Origin of the sequence: Halanaerobium sp. DL-01 (genome assembly GCF_003338615.1) — a bacterium.
In the GTDB taxonomy this organism is placed as follows: domain Bacteria; phylum Bacillota; class Halanaerobiia; order Halanaerobiales; family Halanaerobiaceae; genus QPJE01.
In genome coordinates this window covers 1-17,230 of record NZ_QPJN01000025.1, presented here as the reverse complement: position 1 = coordinate 17,230, position 17,230 = coordinate 1, and the positions used below count along the sequence as shown (strand labels likewise).

The following is a 17,230-nucleotide window of genomic DNA, read 5'->3' as shown; positions in this document are numbered from 1 at the left end:
TTATTGTGAAAAAAGTACAACCAGTACGAAGATTCAGTCAGGAGATGAAGGAGGGTTAAAAATGAAATATGATATTTTTTCTGTAGGTGACAATGTTGCTGATTATTATCGATCTGAAAAAAGAGTTTATGCTGGTGGTGGTGCATATAATGTGGCAGTTATGGCAGGCAGAATGGGTAAAAAAACCGCATATTTTGGTACCTTTGGGACAGATGAAAATGCAAAATTCCTTTTTGATAATTTAAAAAAATCCAGAGTTGCATATCCTCTTACAGATATTAAGAAGGGTAGAAATGCAGTATCAATAGTAGAGAATAAAAATGGGGAAAGTATAATTAATGGTGTGGATAAAGGAGTATATAAGAAACTGGACATAAATGATGCACAGTTAAAGATAATTGCCAATTCTGAGATTGTACATACAACAGCATATTCTTATTTTGAAGATTATATAAAAAAGTTAAGATTTAAGACAAAAATATCATTTGATTTTTCGTATATTAGAAAAAAAGAATATTTAAAAGAACTTCTGCGCAGAGTTAATTTCGCTTTTTTCTCTGAAGCAAAAGAGAGTGAAAATGAAGAAGAATTTCTTAAATGGGCCAGCGAACAGGGAGCCGAAGTAGTTATATTGACAAGAGGGAAAAATGAAGTTTTGATGAAATATGATGGTAAATTGGTAAAAAAAAGGGTTCCAGAAGTCGAAGTGGTAGATGATCTTGGTACAGGTGATGCATTTATAGCAGGGTTTTTATCTTCATCTCTAGAAGAGAAATCTTATGAAGAGTGTTTGGATACAGCAGTTAAAACAGCTGCTAAATACTGTCAAGTAAAAGGGTCACTTGGTGTTTCTAAACCTGCAGAAAAAGAAATAATTTTATTTCAGGATGTACATGCTGATAAATAAACTTAAAGGATTTCTGTATTTTTTATGGAATAATTATTTTGTGAAATAATAGTATTTAATATAAAATAATGGAATAAAGGGGTTTAGTCTATGCGTCTTGTTTTAACAGAAGATTTAAAAGAGAATATGACACTTGCCAAAGCAATATATGACAATGGAAATATTTTACTAAATAAGGGAGTGAAGAATCTTTATAAATATAAAGATAAACTGCTGGCAATAGGAGTAAAACATCTTTATGTGGAAGATGAATATTCAAGAGATATTAAAGTAGATGAAGTTATAAAAGAAAAAACAAGAAGAAAAGGAAAAGCTATCATAAAGAAGAATTTTGAAAAAATAAAAAAGGGTGTTTTTAATATCGATATTGAAGGATTTAAATCAGTTATTGAAGATATTCAGGCTGAATTGGAGATAAATGAAGATGTTCTCCTCAATCTGGCTGATATAAAAGCCACAAGCACCTATACTTATGATCATTCTGTAAATGTAGGGATTGTATGTATTGCACTTGGGAAAATTCTGAATTATTCCCCAGATGATCTTTTTAAACTTGGGATGGGAGGAATGCTGCATGATGTCGGCAAAGTTTTAATTCCTGAAAAAATACTAAATAAACCTGACCGTTTGGATGATTATGAATATAGTGTAATAAAAAAACATCCTCAGCTTGGTTTTGAACATCTGCAGCAGCTGGAAACTGTTAGTCCTCTGTCGAGAATAGTGGCTTATTCACACCATGAACGGGTTAATGGTTCGGGATATCCCCGCGGCCAAAAAGGAAATAATATTCATGAATTTGCCAGAATTGCTGCAATAGCAGATGTATTTGATGCTCTCACCAGTGATAGGGTATATAGAGATCGCTGGCCGACATATAGAGCTGCTGAATATATAATGAATAACACAGAAACACTTTTTGATTATGCATTTGTCAAAAAGTTTCTGCGCAAAATATCTTTTTATCCCAATGGATCAGAAGTTATTTTAAGCACTGGTGACCGGGGTATTATTTCCGAACAGAATATTGGTTTTCCTACACGTCCTATAGTTAGAATAATTGAAGATAAAGATGGAAAAAAGAAAATAAAAGAGCTGGATCTTATTAAACATCTGAACATTGTTGTAGAAAAAGTGATATTATAACTCAGCAGGTGAAAAAATAAGCAGAGATTAAGGGCTGACTCATTTAAACAGAGATCAACCCTTAAAATTTTTATCTAAAACAGCCAAGAAAACTCCATCTAAATCTTGTTTTTGATTTAGATGGAGAGGTTTACAAAAGCAAGCAGCTATTATTTTATTTTAATATTTTTAAATTTCTTTGTTTGTTCAGTTATTGCTGCTTCAGTAGGAAGTCTTTCAATACTGGAAGCACCAAAGAATCCAACCACATTTTCTGTCCTCTTGAGGACAAATTCTGCATCATCAGGCATTGCAATCGGACCACCATGGCAGATAACCATAACATCCGGATTAACACTTTTACCGGCGTCTGCTATATTCTGAACTTTTTTAACACTTTCTTCTAGAGTAAGAGCTGTCTCTGCCCCAATACTTCCACTGGTAGTTAAACCCATATGTGCCACCAGAACATCAGCTCCGGCCTCTGCCATTGCTTTTGCATCTTCTTCGTTAAATACATAGGGAGCAGTAAAGAGATCAAGCTTATGGGCTTTTCTTATCATTTCAATTTCCAGATCATACCCCATACCAGTTTCTTCTAGATTTTGTCTAAATACACCATCAATTAAACCCACAGTAGGAAAATTTTGAACTCCTGAAAAACCCATATTTTTCAAATCTTTTAGAAATATATCCATCAACCTAAAAGGATCAGTACCACATACTCCTGCAAGAACTGGAGTTTCTTTTGCAACGGGGAGTACTTCTGATGCCATCTCCACAACTATTCCATTGGCATCTCCATATGGCAGAAGACCTGCCAGAGATCCGCGACCAGCCATTCTGTATCTTCCAGAATTATAGATTATAATTAAATCCACTTCACCTTTTTGAGCAAACTTTGCTGATATACCTGTTCCAGCCCCTGCTCCTACAACAGTTCTGCCTCTATCTATTTCTTTTTGAAGACGTTTTCTTATTTCACTGCGTGTAAATGCCATTACCTTCATCCCCCTTTTATTGATTTTCAATCAAATTTATCAATTTCTTTGCCATCATTCTGGCAAATTCTTTATCATTTATATCAGTATCCTTTTCAATGACTTCCACTCGATCTTTATTTATTTTTTCCTTTAAAGTTTCAAAAAGAGTTTTATCTTCTTCAGGACCATAAAATGGCTGACCTTCCACATCAATCATTGAAACACCTTTTAAAGGCAGAAAGAGAGCAGTTTTTCCTTCTGCTTTATTTAATTTTTCTGCAATTATTTCGGCAAGTTTCCGATTTTCTTCTACAGTTGTCCGCATAAGTGTTACAGTTGGATTATGTTTATAAAGATTTCTGTCTTTAAATTTATCTGGTACAGAATCGATCGGACCAAAGTTGACCATATCTAAAGCTCCTGTAGATACAACCTGAGGAATTCCCTTTTTGCCTGCAGCTTCAAGTCTATCCGGGCCAGCAGATAAAACTCCACCAACAAGTTCATCACATAATTCTGTGGTAGTTATGTCCAGAACACCCTTAATAAACCCTTCTTCTACTAAACTTTCCATAGCTTTTCCACCGGTTCCAGTAGCATGGAAAACAAGAACTTCATATCCGTGTTCTTCAAGATATTTTCTGGCTTCTGTGACACACGGTGTGGTAACTCCAAACATTGTAGCAGCTATCAGTGGTTTGTGTTCTTTTAATTCAGGTTTACTTCCCTTAACCATACCAACTACTGCAAAAGCAGCATTTGCAAGAATTTGAGAAGAAAGGCTGTTAACTCCCAGTATATCCACAACTGAATACATCATTGTAATATCCTTAATACCAACATATGGTCTGGTATCTCCAGAAGCAAGAGTAGATACCATAACTTTTGGCACACCAACAGGTAATCTTTTCATAGCAGTAGTTCCAATAGTAGTACCGGCAGAACCGCCTAAAGAAATAATCCCATTGATTTTTTTATTTTTATAAAGGTTTTCGACGATTTCAGCAGCGCCATTTGACATAACTTCCATTGCCTGTCCCCGGTCTTCATCACTGCGCAGTTTTTCTATTGTCTTTCCGCCAGCAGCCGCCACCTCAGCTCTTCCAATATCAGGAGTAAAAAAAGGCTTTTCCATTACACCAGCATCAATAACAACTGTGCCCAGACCTTCTTTTTCTATTACATTTTTTACATATTGGAACTCTTCACCTTTAGTATCAAGTGTACCCAGAACAGCAATATTTTTCTCCATAATCAACCTCCTTTAGAATGAGAGTTTTCCAAAAAAATATTCCCTCCCTTCTCAAAAATTCCAAAATTTCCTGAGATAGTGAGAAAAGACCTGGAACTGTGGTGTTACTGATGGTTTTCTATAATTATTGTCCTACAAATATTCTAAATTGTCAAATTATTTTTAAAAAGGAGTTTCCCTAAAATTATTTTTAGAGTTACAAAAAAGAGATTTCGCTATAAATATAATTTTCAAACTCATATACTAGAAATTTCAATATACTAACATCACTTTCATCACTTTGTTTGGCAGCATAATTTAAAAAATGGGAAAAATTTCTTGTTGTTTTAATTTGAGTTTACATTAACAAAACTTTATGGTATTATTATAACCATAAAAAATTATTTTTGCTTTAAAGCAGTAAAGTATTAGAAAAAATGGTACAGAAATGCAAATTTTAAAGGAGGAATTAAAAAGATGAGCAGAAAAGTAGTGAGTATTGTTGCAATGATGGTGTTAATGGTCTCAATGTTAAGTATGTTTGCAGCAGCAGAATATCCAGAAAAAGCAGTTCAGTTTATTGTACCATGGTCTCCAGGTGGAGGTAGTGATACTTTAATGAGGATTGTGGCTAAACATGCAGAAAAATATCTGGGTGTACCGGTTCCGGTCATTAATAAACCTGGGGTTAGTGGTACAGTAGGGCTGCGCGAACTGAAAAATAAACCGGGTAATGGATATACCATTGGTCAGATTCATGAAGGTTTACTGGCAGCATATCATGTTGGAATAACAGATTTGAACTGGGATGATTTTATTCCTGTAGCAGCAATGACAAGTTCTCCTCAGTTTCTTGCCGTAAGAAAAGATGCACCTTATGATACTGTTGAAGAACTGGCAGAATATGCTAAAAATAATCCGGGAGAAATTAGTGTTGGTGTTACTTTAAAAGGTATACCACATATCTGGGCAGCAATTTTTGAAAAGGCACTTGATACCAAATTTAAGTATGTAAGCTATGAAGGTACAGGAGAAAGAGTGCAGGCACTTGCTGGTGGATTTATAGATATAGCCATGATTGATTATGCTTCAGGTAATCAGTTTGTCGAAAATGGAGATTTTAAATTTATTGCTTTTGCAAGTGAGGAGCGCTCTGAAAAAATGCCTGATATTCCAACACTTAGGGAAAAGGGTTATGATATGATCTGGACTGTACAGCGCGGTATAGTACTGCCAAAAGGAACTCCAGAAAATATTGTAAAAACATTAGAAGAAGCACTAAAAAAGACGGCTAATGATCCAGCGTATATTGAAGCAGTAGAAAAAACAGGATCAGAAGTTCAGTTTAGGGGACATGAAGATTATAAGGCATATCTAGAAAAATTAGATGCTGATATTGCTTCAGTAGCAGAAGAGATAAAATAAATTATATTATTTAGAAAAAATATTAATTTATACCTGCAGAGAGCTTATCACTTCTCTGCAGGTAATTTTATAATGATAGTAAAGGAGTAGGCTAATATGGGTGAATTGACAGCAGGTATTATATTTTTATTACTGAGTATAGTTATATTTATTCAAACATTTCAGCTTCCAGAATCTCAGTATGATCCACTTGGCCCGGCCGGATTTCCAAGATTAATAGTGGTCATTATGGGGATTTTAGCAGCTGCACTTATCATTAAAAAATTAAGAGCAAAAGATTTTAAAAAAATTGAATTTAATTTCAAAAAAATTTTTAGAGATTATAAGCTAATATTTATATCACTTTTTAATTTTTTGCTTTATATTTTGCTGATGAAATTTATAGGTTTTAGAATCTCTACATTTTTATTCGTTTTTCTAACTCAATTTATGATTGGACCAGAGGAGAAGAGTGGAAAAACATATTTTATAATAACTTCAATTGCTCTATTTTTAAGTCTGGGTTCATATTATTTTTTCCAGAGTTATTTGAGCGTTATTTTCCCACCAGGAATATTTTTTGAATAGAACTTAAATTTAATATAATTAATAAATGAGGGATGTCCAATGATAGAAATGCTGGTACTTGGATTTGAAGAAATCTTAAGTTTTCATTTACTTTTTAATATGTTTTTAGGAACACTGGCAGGTATTATAGCAGGTGCTATTCCAGGATTTACTATTACTATGGCTATTATTTTAACACTGCCATTTACATTTGGAATGTCACCAAATGTTGGCCTGGCAACAATGCTGGGAGTTTTTGTGGGCGGACTTTCTGGAGGTTTAATAACTGCATCATTGATCGGTATACCAGGTACCCCTTCTGCTGTAGCAACAACTTTTGATGCTTTTCCAATGGTGCAGAAAGGTCAGCCAGGTCGTGCACTTGGGATAGGAATATGGGCTTCGTTTTTTGGCTCTTTGATAAGCATGATCCTTTTAATTACTCTTGCTCCACAGGTAGCAAATCTTGCCATGAAGATTGGTCCATGGGAATATTTTTCTTTAATTGTTTTTGCTTTAACTATAATTGCAAGTATTACCGGTGATTCGGTTATAAAAGGTTTGCTTTCTGGTTCACTGGGGCTTTTAATAGCGACAGTAGGCCTTGATCCGATGAGTGGATTTACAAGATTTACTTTTGGTATTTTATTTTTGGAAGCAGGTGTACCGTTTTTAACAGTTTTAATTGGTGTATTCGCTGTTTCCAGACTGCTGACTGAACTTGAGGCAAAAGATGAGGTTAAATCTGGGGAAGAACTTGTGACAGGTAAAATAAAGTTCGAACCATTTGCAACTATGAAAGAAGTATTATCTCAGCCGTTTAATTTGATAAGATCATCTCTGATTGGTTCTTTAATTGGAGCAATTCCTGGTGCTGGAGCCAGTATCTCCAATATTCTTGCCTATGATCAGGCAAAAAAAGGTTCAAAACATCCAGAGCTTTTTGGTACAGGTATTGCAGATGGAATTATTGCATCTGAAGCCGGTAATAACTCCACAGCAGGTGGAGGTTTAATTCCCATGATTGCTCTTGGTATCCCGGGAAGTGCGGTTAGTGCAGTAATGCTTGCTGCCCTGCAGCTGCACGGTATTAATCCGGGCCCGATGTTGATAAGGAATAATCCGGATATTGTGGGTACAATATTTGTTGGATTTTTTGTTGCTACATTTTTTATGCTTATCATTCAGTTTTTTGGAGCAAGATTGTTTTTAAAGATAACAAAGATTCCCAAATATATTTTAGTTCCTACAGTTATGGCATTATGTGTGATCGGCTCATATCTATTAAATAATAGGTACTCTGATCTTTATATCCTATTTGTAATGGGAGTTGTCGGTTATTTTCTCAAAAAATATAATTTTGCACTGGCACCGGTTATTCTGGGAGTTATATTGGGTCCAATTGCAGAAACAAACTTAAGAAGAGCTATGATGACAAGTTCAGACTGGACTCTGTTTTTTACAAGACCAATTTCACTTGGATTTTTATTACTTGGTGTTATCTCGATTTTTTATGCTTACTGGCAGAATAATAAAATGAAGAAAAATAGGGCAGAGTCTTAAAAAATAAACTTAAACTAGAAATTAAATATTTGAAATCAATTAACCACACTTTGATCAAGAGGTGTGGTTTTTTCTTGAATGATTTGTGAAAAAAATGATTTTAAATTAAGCTGTATAAATCTTTAAAGGGATATAGTTTTTCATCTAGAAATATAATATCAGAGTTAAATATTTTGAAATTTTTTGAATTTGCCTGGGAGGAATTAAAATATGACCGAAGAGATTACTTTTGCTCTGGATATTGGAACAAGAACTATTATTGGACTGCTGGTAAAAAAAGAAGGAAAAAAATATAAAATTATAAACTCAGCTGTTAGTGAACATCAGACAAGGGCTATGCTTGATGGCCAAATTCACAATGTTGCTGATGTTGCTGCAGAGGTAAAGAAGGTAAAGGAGGAGCTGGAAGCTAAATCAGGCATTACTTTAAATAAAGCTGCTGTTGCTGCAGCTGGTCGTGCTCTAAAAACAGTTTCGGAAAGTGCTGAAATTGATCTGGAAAAAAGCAGATATATTAAAAATGGAGATGTTAATCGTCTGGAAATATTAGCAATTCAGGCAGCACAAAATCGTTTAAAAAAATCGGATAAAAAAGAAAACTTTTATTTAAATTATCATTTTGTCGGTTACACTGTCAGCAGTTATTATTTAGATAATATGGAAATAGGAAGTCTGGTTGGTCAGCGGGGCAAAAATTTGCGGGTAGATCTTGTAGCTACCTTTTTACCCAGAGTCGTAATAGATTCTCTACTGTCTGTTATCAGTAGTGTTGGTCTGGAGGTTGATCACATAACACTTGAGCCTATTGCTGCTTCTCAGGTAGTAATTCCAGAATCTATGAGAGGTTTTAATCTTGCTCTTGTAGATATAGGTGCTGGTACTTCTGACATAGCTGTAACCAAGGGAGGATCAATTATTGGTTATGATATGGTACCAACTGCTGGTGATGAAATAACAGAAAAAATATCCGAAAAATTTTTGATAGATTATAATTCTGCTGAAAAAATAAAATGCAGTTACGGTGAAAATGAAATTTTAAAAAGCAGAACTATTCTCGGTGACGAAATTGAAATCACTAGAGAAGACATAAAAAAAGCAGTGGAACCTGAACTGGATGATTTAACACATGCAGTTGCAGCCAGTATTTTGAAGATTAATAAAACACCGCCCCAGGCCGTTATATTTATAGGTGGAGGTAGTTTAACTCCTGAATTAAAAAATAAATTTGCAGAAAAAATTGATTTAATAGAAAGCCGAATTGGAATCAGGCATAAAGATGATCTTGATAATGTAGCAGGCGAGATTGATAATATCAATTCTGCACAGACACTGACACCGATCGGTATTGCTGTAACTGCTCGTGAAACAAAAAACAGGGCAGTTTTTATTGATGTTTCTGTAAATAATGAAGCTGTAAATCTGCTCAGCATATCTAAGCCAACAGTGGCTGATGCTCTGCTTGCTGCAGACATAGATATCGGAAAATTAACTGCATCTCCCGGTATGGGATTGACATGTACTGTTAATGGTAAAATGAAAGTAATAAAGGGGGAATTGGGCCAGCCCGGGGAGCTGCTCCTTAATGACAAAAAGGCAGAGCTTGATACAGAATTAAGCTCTGGAGATAATATAATATTTGAACCGGCTAAACCGGGCAAAAATGCAGAAGCATTGATAAAGGATGTTATTCCAGAAAAAGATATTGTTGATTATAATCTGTATTTAAACGGCAGTAAAAATCGTGTTGGTACAAAAATCTATCAAAATAATAAACTGCTCAGTCCTGACAGCATCCTTAAAGATGGTTCAGAAATAAACTACACAGTTCCCAGGACAATTAGAGATGGACTGTCTCAAATTCTTGAAATACCTTCTAAAAAGTTGGATAATAAAAAATTTAGCTTTTATTTTAATGGAAAAAAAGAAAAAATAACTGATTCTCTTTATATAATTAAAGAAAATGGCAGAGAGGTTAATCCAGATAGAAAACTGGAAAATAATCTTTATCTGGAAATAGAAGAAAAAAACACTCCAGGATTGACAGCTGCTTAATTTTTAAAATCTAAAGGACATAAAAATATAAACTTTGTTTTTAACGGCAGCAGTTTAAATATACCGGATAAAATATGGAAGCTGACAGTAAATGGAGAGGAAAAAGATCTTAATTATAAAATAAAAGAAGGTGACCAAATAGAGGCTGAATCTAAGCCACTCCAAGTTAGAGGAGTTTTTGAATATATAAATTATAATATATCAAAATCCATGCTGGACAGTTTAATAATTGAAATAAATGGCAGCAAAGCAGATTTATCAGCCCAAATAACTGAAGGAGATAAGCTTTATATTGCTCCTGATAAAAAATGAATTTTAAAAATCCAATCTAAATTTAATCTGATGTTTTATATAAGGAGGCAGAGATGTTTTATCCACTAAAATTTGATCATAAATATGTTGCTAAGATCTGGGGAGGTAGAAAATTAAAAAATTATAGAGATGACCTTCCTGATGGTGATATTGGTGAGAGCTGGGATATATCAGCTTATGATGATAAAATAAGTGTTGTAAAAAACGGAAAATTGGCAGGTAAAAATCTGAAAGAACTCTGTGAGTTGTTTCCGGTTCAGATACTGGGAGAAAAATTAAAAAACAGTGATTTCCCACTTTTAATAAAAATTATTGATGCACAGTCCAAACTTTCTATTCAGGTTCATCCTGATGAAGACTCTGCAGAAGATAATGAAAATGTATCAGCTAAAAATGAAGCCTGGTATATTATTGATGCTGAACCAGAATCTTATGTAATTGCTGGTACAAAAGACTGTTCGAAAAATGAATTTAAAAAAGCAGTAGAAAATAATGAGATTGATAATTATATTAATAAAATTAGGGTTAAAAAAGGCGATGTTTTTTTTGTTAAGGCAGGACTTCTGCATGCAATTGGACCGGGTGTATTTCTGGCAGAGGTACAGCAGAGCAGTGATACAACTTACAGAGTGTATGATTATGGAAGAGATAGGGAACTTCATCTTGATAAAGCTTTAGAAGCAATTGATTTTGGGGTTCAAGCTGAAAGAAGAAAAGGACTTAAAGTTGAAAATGACAGTTATAATATTACATATTATTGTTTAAACAAAAAGTTTGCCCTGGATATGATCGAAATAAACAGCAGCTACAGAAGTTCCGGGGAAAAGAACCGTTTTTATATTTATACAGCTGTAAAAGGTAGTGGAACAATAAACTGGAATGATAAATCTTTAGAAATTAAAGAAGCTGATAGTATTTTAATACCCGCCTATGCCGGAGAATACAGCATAACAGGTGAGCTGATATTATTGAGAAGTTATGTGCCAGATATAAAGAAGACAGAAACAGATATTTTGAGTATTATTGAATAGAAGCAGATTTTAGCTGTGTTAGTGAACCTCTCCATCTAAATTAAAAAACAAGATTTAGATGGAGTTTTCTTGGCTGTTTTAGATAAATTTTTTATAAAAGAAGAAAGTGTGGGCCTAAATATGTCACAAATAAAAGTTGGATTGCCAGCAGCATTATTATATTATTATTATTTTCCCTTCTGGTTTAAATTATTTGATGAACTAAATATAGAGCTTGTAGTTTCTGATAATACTTCTCGGAAACTCCTTGATAAAGGTACAAAAAATGCAATTTCAGAAATATGTGTTCCCATAAAAATTATGGTAGGACATATATTAAACTTAAAGGAAAAGGAAGTAGATTACATATATTTACCAAGATTTAAATCACTAAAAAAAGGAACTGTAATGTGTCCTAAATTTTTGGGACTGCCTGATTTAATCAAACATACCTTTCCAGAATTTAAAAATATTATTATATCTGATATAATTAAATCAAAGAGTGATAATATTTCTCAGTATCATAATTTTATTAATCTTAAGGAAAAGTTGAACAGATCAAAATTTGATATGAAATCTGCCCTTAAAAAATCAGCACTTTTTTGGGAGAGATTTAGAGAATTATTATTTTCTGGTTATTTAATTGATGATTTTTTAAAAGCAAATAATATAAAAAGTCTGGAAAAAATTATTGCCGATCTGGAGCAATCTTCTCTGCTGCCCCAGAGCAAGCAGCAGGAAAGCTTCGGCAGAGAGGAATTTATTGATATTGCACTGATTGGATATGTTTATAATGTTTATGACAGTTATATAAACATGGATATAATTAAAAAATGTAAAGAGTTGGGAGTTAGAGTCCATACTTTTTCGATGGTAAAAGAAGAAATTATTGAGTCAGAATTAAAAAAATTGCGCAAGCCAATGTTCTGGGAGTTTACAAATAAATTGTATGGAGCCTGTGAATATTATCTTAAAAATAAGCGGATAGATGGAATCATTCATTTAACTGCTTTTGGCTGTGGCCCTGATTCAGTTTTAAGCCAGATTCTAGAGTTTGATGCAAAAAATTATAATAAACCCTTTATGACTCTGAGGATTGATGAACAGACCGGTGAAAGCCATATAATTACAAGAATAGAAGCATTTGTAGATCTATTGAGGTTAAAAAAGGAGGAGTGCTGAATGAAGCTTTCATTTCCTTATATGGGGCCAACAATAGTATATGCAAAACTGCTGGAGCTGCTGGGACATGATATAGTAATGCCTCCCAGACCTAATCAGGAAGTAATTGATTTAGGTGTAAAATACAGCCCTGAATTTGCTTGTTTCCCCTTTAAGGTTATTACCGGCACATATCTTAAACTGATGGAGGAAGATGTAGATACATTTGTTACAAGTGGTGGACACGGTCCCTGCCGGGCCGGATATTATGGTGAAGCACACAAAAGAATTTTAGCTGATTTAGGTTATGATGTGGAAATGATAATAATTGATGCACCTTCAGATGATTATAAGTATTTTTATAATATATTAAAAAAGCTGAAAGGAAATAATTCATGGATTAAAGTATTACAGACTATCAATATAGTTTATAAAATGGCACAGGCTCTGGATGAACTGGAAAGAAAAGTGGAAATCTTAAGAGCCTATAATAAAAACTCAAAATTTAATAAGATCTGGATGGATATTGAAAAAAATTTTTATAAAATTAAAAATTTATCAGATGTAAAAAACTTAAAAGCAAAATATATTGATAAACTGTCAGAATTTAACAATACCATTCCAGCTGAAAAAGAAAGATACCGCATTGGTATTGTTGGAGAAATATTTGTAGTTCTGGAGAAGTCTATAAATTATCAGATTGAAGAAAAGGTAAACTATTTTGGATTTGAAACCGAAAGATCTCAATATTTATCTGAATGGATAAAAGAAAATATAATACCTTTTGCCGGCAGAGATCTGGAAAAAATAGCGAATAAGGGCAGAGAATTTATTGAGATCAATATAGGCGGCCATGCACGAGAAAACATCGGACATATTCTGGATTTTAAAGAAAGGGGTTTTGATGGAATTATACATTTAAAACCATTTGCCTGTCTGCCGGAATTAATATCTCAGAGTGTTGCGGATTCAATATCCGAAAAATATGATATTCCCATTCTCACTATTTCAATAGATGAGCAGACTGCTGATGCTAATATTTTGACCAGAATAGAGGCTTTTTTAGATATGATTAGAGAAAAGAGGTACAGGGAGGTTGTTTGAGTGGAAAATTTGTATTTAGGTGTCGATATTGGTTCAGTCAGCATCAATATAGTTGCACTGGATAAAAATAATGAGCTTATGTTTAAATTATATGAACGAAATTCAGGAAATCCAATTGATGTGGTAAAAAACGGGTTAAAACAATTTAAGAAAAAAATTAATTTTGATAAATACCGAATGGGAGGAGTTGGAGTAACAGGAAGCGGACGGCAGCTAATTGCTTATGTTCTTGGAGCAGATACTGTAAAAAATGAAATAACTGCCCATGCAAGAGCTGCGACATATTATTATCCTGATGTTGGTACAATTTTCGAAATAGGTGGTCAGGATTCCAAATTAATAATTGTTGAGGATGGACTAGCCGTTGATTTTGCAATGAATACAGTCTGTGCAGCAGGCACAGGTTCATTTTTGGACCACCAGGCTGAAAGGCTTGGCATACCTATTGAAGAATTTGGCGGTCTGGCCCTTGAGGCTGAGCGAGATGTTCGCATTGCAGGTAGGTGTACGGTATTTGCAGAATCTGATATGATCTCAAAACAGCAGTATGGGTTTACCAAACCAGAGATAATTAAGGGACTTTCTGAAGCGCTTGTCAGAAATTATATGAACAATTTGGTTCGAAACAGAGTTTTAAAAGAAAAATATATATTTCAGGGAGGTGTTGCTGCTAATGCAGGTATAAAAGCCGCTTTTGAGGAAGAGCTGGATGCAGAAATAATTGTGCCGGAATATTATGATGTTATGGGTGCAGTAGGTATTGCAATGCTGGCCAGGAGAGATATTTTAAGAAATAAAATCAAAACAGGGTTTAGAGGTTTTGAAATAACAACTGAAGAGTTTAAGACCAGGAGTTTTCAGTGTGGAGAATGTGCTAACAATTGTGAGGTTATAGAAGTTATTGCTGATGAAAAAATAATAGCAGTTACTGGTGACAGATGTGGAAAATGGACTGCTTCACTGGAAGACAGGGTTAGAATGGATTTAAACAGAAGAGATGCAAGCAGTAATTTACAAAAAAATCAGTCTAAACATAAGAGTGAAAATGATATTTACAAAAATAATGAAGATAAAGAAAAAATAGTGAGGCAGGAATTAGAAGAACTTGAAAGAAGTGAAGAGATAAGTGGTATTAAAAAATAATAAAAGGTTAAAATAGGCTGGTGAAAAAATGGATTACAGAATTGAAAAAGATAGTCTTGGCGAAGTTAAAGTTCCAGGAAATAGGTATTATGGTGCTCAGACAGAAAGAGCCAGAAAAAATTTTCCTATTGGGGAAGAAAAAATACCTAAAGAGATTATTAATGCTTATGCAGTTATTAAAAAATCTGCAGCTGCTGCCAATCATGATTTAGGTCTGCTGGATAAGACCAAAAGAGATTATATTATTAAAGCCGCTGAAGAAATAACAGCAGGTGTTTTAGATGATAATTTCCCCCTGGCAGTTTGGCAGACTGGTTCAGGTACTCAGACCAACATGAATGTTAATGAAGTTATAAGTAACCGTATTTCTGAACTTGCAGGAGAAGAGATTGGAAGCAAAAAACCGGTGCACCCCAATGATCATGTAAATATGTCTCAGTCTTCCAATGATACGTTTCCTACAGCTATGTCTGTAGCAGCAGCATTAAAAATAGAAAACGAACTTTTTCCTGTATTGGAAAATTTAATCTCTGTTTTAAATAAAAAAGCGGATGAGTTTAAAGATATTGTAAAAGTAGGACGCACCCATCTTATGGATGCGACTCCCATTAAACTTGGTCAGGAATTTGAGGCATTTTCAGCTCAGGCTGAACAGAGTCTGACAGTTATAGAAGATGCTTTAAAATATATAAAACATCTTCCAATTGGCGGAACTGCAGTTGGAACAGGTTTAAATACTAAAGCTAATTTTGATAAAACAATTATAAAATATATAAATAAAGAAACAGGACTGAAATTTGAGCCAATGAAGAGCAAATCAGCAGGTATTGCCGCCCACGATAGTTTTGTAAATCTTAGTGGAGCCCTAAAAACTTTTGCATCTTTTTTAATGAAGTTAGGTAATGATATCCGCTGGTTATCATCTGGCCCAAGATGTGGTATAGGAGAGATAAAAATACCGAAAAATGAACCGGGAAGTTCTATTATGCCGGGTAAAGTTAATCCAACTCAGGCGGAGGCACTGGTACAGGTTGCTGTACAGGTTATGGCAAATGATACAGCTGTTAATATAGGTGGAGGTAGTGGTAATTTTCAGTTAAATGTCTGTAAACCTCTAATAATTTATAATATTCTTCAGTCTGTAACTCTGCTGACAGATGCAGTAGATTCATTTAACATAAGATGTCTTGAAGGAATTGAAGCAGACAATGAAAAAATAGAAAATTATCTTGATCAGTCACTGATGCTTGTCACAGCCTTAAATCCTGTACTTGGATATGATAGGGCAGCCGAAATAGCTGGTAAAGCTTATAAAGAAAATATAACTCTCAAAAATGCTGCTGTTTCTCTCGGCTATCTTACAGAAAAAGAATTTGACAGCTATGTTGATCCTAAAAAAATGGCAGAACCCAATTTATAAATAAAGCAAAATTTTGCAGTAATGAAAATATTAATAGCTATATATAAGGGGGACAAACATGAAGTTAGAATTAGAAAGAGAAAAAATTATAAAGTATGGAAAGAAGCTGGTTACTTCTGGGTTAACAAAAGGAACAGGCGGCAATTTGAGTATCTATAATCCTGAAAGAGGACTTATGACTATTAGTCCGAGCGGTATAGATTACTTTGATATCAGATTAGAAGATGTTGTTGTAATGGACCTAGAGGGTAATGTAGTTGAAGGCCGCAGAAAGCCGTCAAGTGAATATGCTATGCATAAAATATTTTACAAAAAAAGAGATGATATTTTTTCAGTGGTACACTGTCATTCAGTTTATTCCACAACTATTTCAATTTTAAGAGAACAGATTCCGGCTTCTCATTACATGATAGCACTGGCTGGAAAAAATATAAGGTGTGCTGAATATGCTACATATGGAACAAAAGAACTGGCAGAAAATGCATTTGCAGCTATGGAAGATCGATATGGGGTTCTGCTGGCAAATCATGGCCTCCTAACTGGTGCAGACTGTATTGAAAATGCATTTAATACAGCTGAAGAATTAGAATATGTTGCAGAAACATATTATAGAGCCAGATCAATTGGTGAGCCTGTCATTTTATCTGATAATGAAATGAAAAAAATGCAGAAGAAATTTAAGACATATGGACAGGCACGTAGTTAATTAATTTGATTTAACTACCATTGCTGATGTTAAAGAAAATAGGGCAGATTTTATATTAGAGAGAATAGATCATATATTTATTTGATATATCCATAATTTTATTGAATTATTATTCATATAGAATGATATTCGTGATAAATATTTTATTTCAATAGCAGTTGAAGAAAAAATTGAAAAGTTAGATAAAAAATATAATGCTATTGGTATAGATTTGGGATTAAAAGAATTTGCTATTACTTCTAATGGTGAAAAAATAACTAATCCTAGAGTATTAAAGAAATATGAGAAGAAAATAGCTAGACTTCAAAGAAGTTTAGCAAGAAAAGAAAAAGGTTCTAGTAATTGGAATAAAGCTAAAAAGAAACTAGCAAAAGTTAATGAGAAAGTAGCTAATATAAGAAAAGATTTTCTTCATAAGTTGTCAACTAAACTAATTTGTGAAAATCAAACAATATGTTTAGAAACACTTCAAGTGAAGAATATGCTTAAAAACCAGAATTTAGCTAAATCAATATCTGATGTTAGTTGGAGTAAATTTGTTG

14 protein-coding genes and 1 pseudogene are annotated in these 17,230 nt (G+C 33.7%); 13 read left to right on the top strand and 2 right to left on the bottom strand.

Annotated features, from left to right (window positions below):
- Nucleotides 1-61: 61 nt before the first annotated feature.
- Complete coding sequence (locus DER71_RS08895) at nucleotides 62-907, top strand: PfkB family carbohydrate kinase (RefSeq protein WP_114458783.1); 846 nt, start codon at nucleotides 62-64, stop codon at nucleotides 905-907.
- 90 nt (nucleotides 908-997) lie between these two features.
- Complete coding sequence (locus tag DER71_RS08890) at nucleotides 998-2,053, top strand: HD-GYP domain-containing protein (protein ID WP_114458867.1); 1,056 nt, start codon at nucleotides 998-1,000, stop codon at nucleotides 2,051-2,053.
- Nucleotides 2,054-2,202: 149 nt separating this feature from the next.
- On the opposite strand, the gene DER71_RS08885 is transcribed toward DER71_RS08890, so the two are convergent.
- Together DER71_RS08885 and DER71_RS08880 are read right to left on the bottom strand one after the other, a co-directional pair.
- The gene (locus DER71_RS08885) at nucleotides 2,203-3,033 is read right to left on the bottom strand and encodes a phosphoenolpyruvate hydrolase family protein (protein WP_114458868.1); all 831 of its coding nucleotides are present in this window, start codon (nucleotides 3,031-3,033) and stop codon (nucleotides 2,203-2,205) included.
- A 16-nt stretch (nucleotides 3,034-3,049) separates the two neighbouring features.
- Nucleotides 3,050-4,267 (bottom strand): Tm-1-like ATP-binding domain-containing protein, encoded by a 1,218-nt coding sequence (locus DER71_RS08880; protein ID WP_114458869.1) that lies wholly within the window; start codon nucleotides 4,265-4,267, stop codon nucleotides 3,050-3,052.
- Between the two features lie 456 nt (nucleotides 4,268-4,723).
- On the opposite strand from DER71_RS08880, the gene DER71_RS08875 reads away from it, so the two are divergent.
- From DER71_RS08875 to DER71_RS08825, 11 genes and pseudogenes are all read left to right on the top strand, one after another.
- Nucleotides 4,724-5,671, top strand: a complete 948-nt coding sequence (locus DER71_RS08875) for a tripartite tricarboxylate transporter substrate binding protein (protein WP_199505615.1) — start codon at nucleotides 4,724-4,726, stop codon at nucleotides 5,669-5,671.
- Nucleotides 5,672-5,767: 96 nt separating this feature from the next.
- Nucleotides 5,768-6,238 (top strand): tripartite tricarboxylate transporter TctB family protein, encoded by a 471-nt coding sequence (locus DER71_RS08870; protein WP_114458870.1) that lies wholly within the window; start codon nucleotides 5,768-5,770, stop codon nucleotides 6,236-6,238.
- Nucleotides 6,239-6,277: 39 nt separating this feature from the next.
- Nucleotides 6,278-7,780 (top strand): tripartite tricarboxylate transporter permease, encoded by a 1,503-nt coding sequence (locus DER71_RS08865; protein ID WP_114458871.1) that lies wholly within the window; start codon nucleotides 6,278-6,280, stop codon nucleotides 7,778-7,780.
- Nucleotides 7,781-7,990: 210 nt separating this feature from the next.
- Nucleotides 7,991-9,832 (top strand): cell division protein FtsA, encoded by a 1,842-nt coding sequence (locus DER71_RS08860; RefSeq protein WP_114474569.1) that lies wholly within the window; start codon nucleotides 7,991-7,993, stop codon nucleotides 9,830-9,832.
- A gap of 365 nt (nucleotides 9,833-10,197) precedes the next feature.
- Nucleotides 10,198-11,175 (top strand): type I phosphomannose isomerase catalytic subunit, encoded by a 978-nt coding sequence (locus DER71_RS08855; protein WP_114458873.1) that lies wholly within the window; start codon nucleotides 10,198-10,200, stop codon nucleotides 11,173-11,175.
- Between the two features lie 129 nt (nucleotides 11,176-11,304).
- Nucleotides 11,305-12,336 carry an acyl-CoA dehydratase activase-related protein gene (locus DER71_RS08850; RefSeq protein WP_114458879.1) on the top strand — a complete coding sequence of 344 codons (1,032 nt, stop codon included), beginning with the start codon at nucleotides 11,305-11,307 and terminating at the stop codon, nucleotides 12,334-12,336.
- The gene (locus tag DER71_RS08845) at nucleotides 12,337-13,419 is read left to right on the top strand and encodes a 2-hydroxyacyl-CoA dehydratase (protein WP_114458874.1); all 1,083 of its coding nucleotides are present in this window, start codon (nucleotides 12,337-12,339) and stop codon (nucleotides 13,417-13,419) included.
- Nucleotides 13,420-14,382, top strand: a pseudogene (locus tag DER71_RS08840) (acyl-CoA dehydratase activase); the annotation flags it as partial.
- A 208-nt stretch (nucleotides 14,383-14,590) separates the two neighbouring features.
- Complete coding sequence (fumC, locus tag DER71_RS08835; RefSeq protein ID WP_114458876.1) at nucleotides 14,591-15,982, top strand: class II fumarate hydratase; 1,392 nt, start codon at nucleotides 14,591-14,593, stop codon at nucleotides 15,980-15,982.
- A 58-nt stretch (nucleotides 15,983-16,040) separates the two neighbouring features.
- Nucleotides 16,041-16,688, top strand: coding sequence for an L-fuculose-phosphate aldolase (locus DER71_RS08830; RefSeq protein ID WP_114458877.1), 648 nt, complete (start codon nucleotides 16,041-16,043; stop codon nucleotides 16,686-16,688).
- 127 nt (nucleotides 16,689-16,815) lie between these two features.
- The coding region (locus DER71_RS08825) for an RNA-guided endonuclease TnpB family protein (protein WP_369834989.1) at nucleotides 16,816-17,230 on the top strand (415 nt) is incomplete at its 3' end.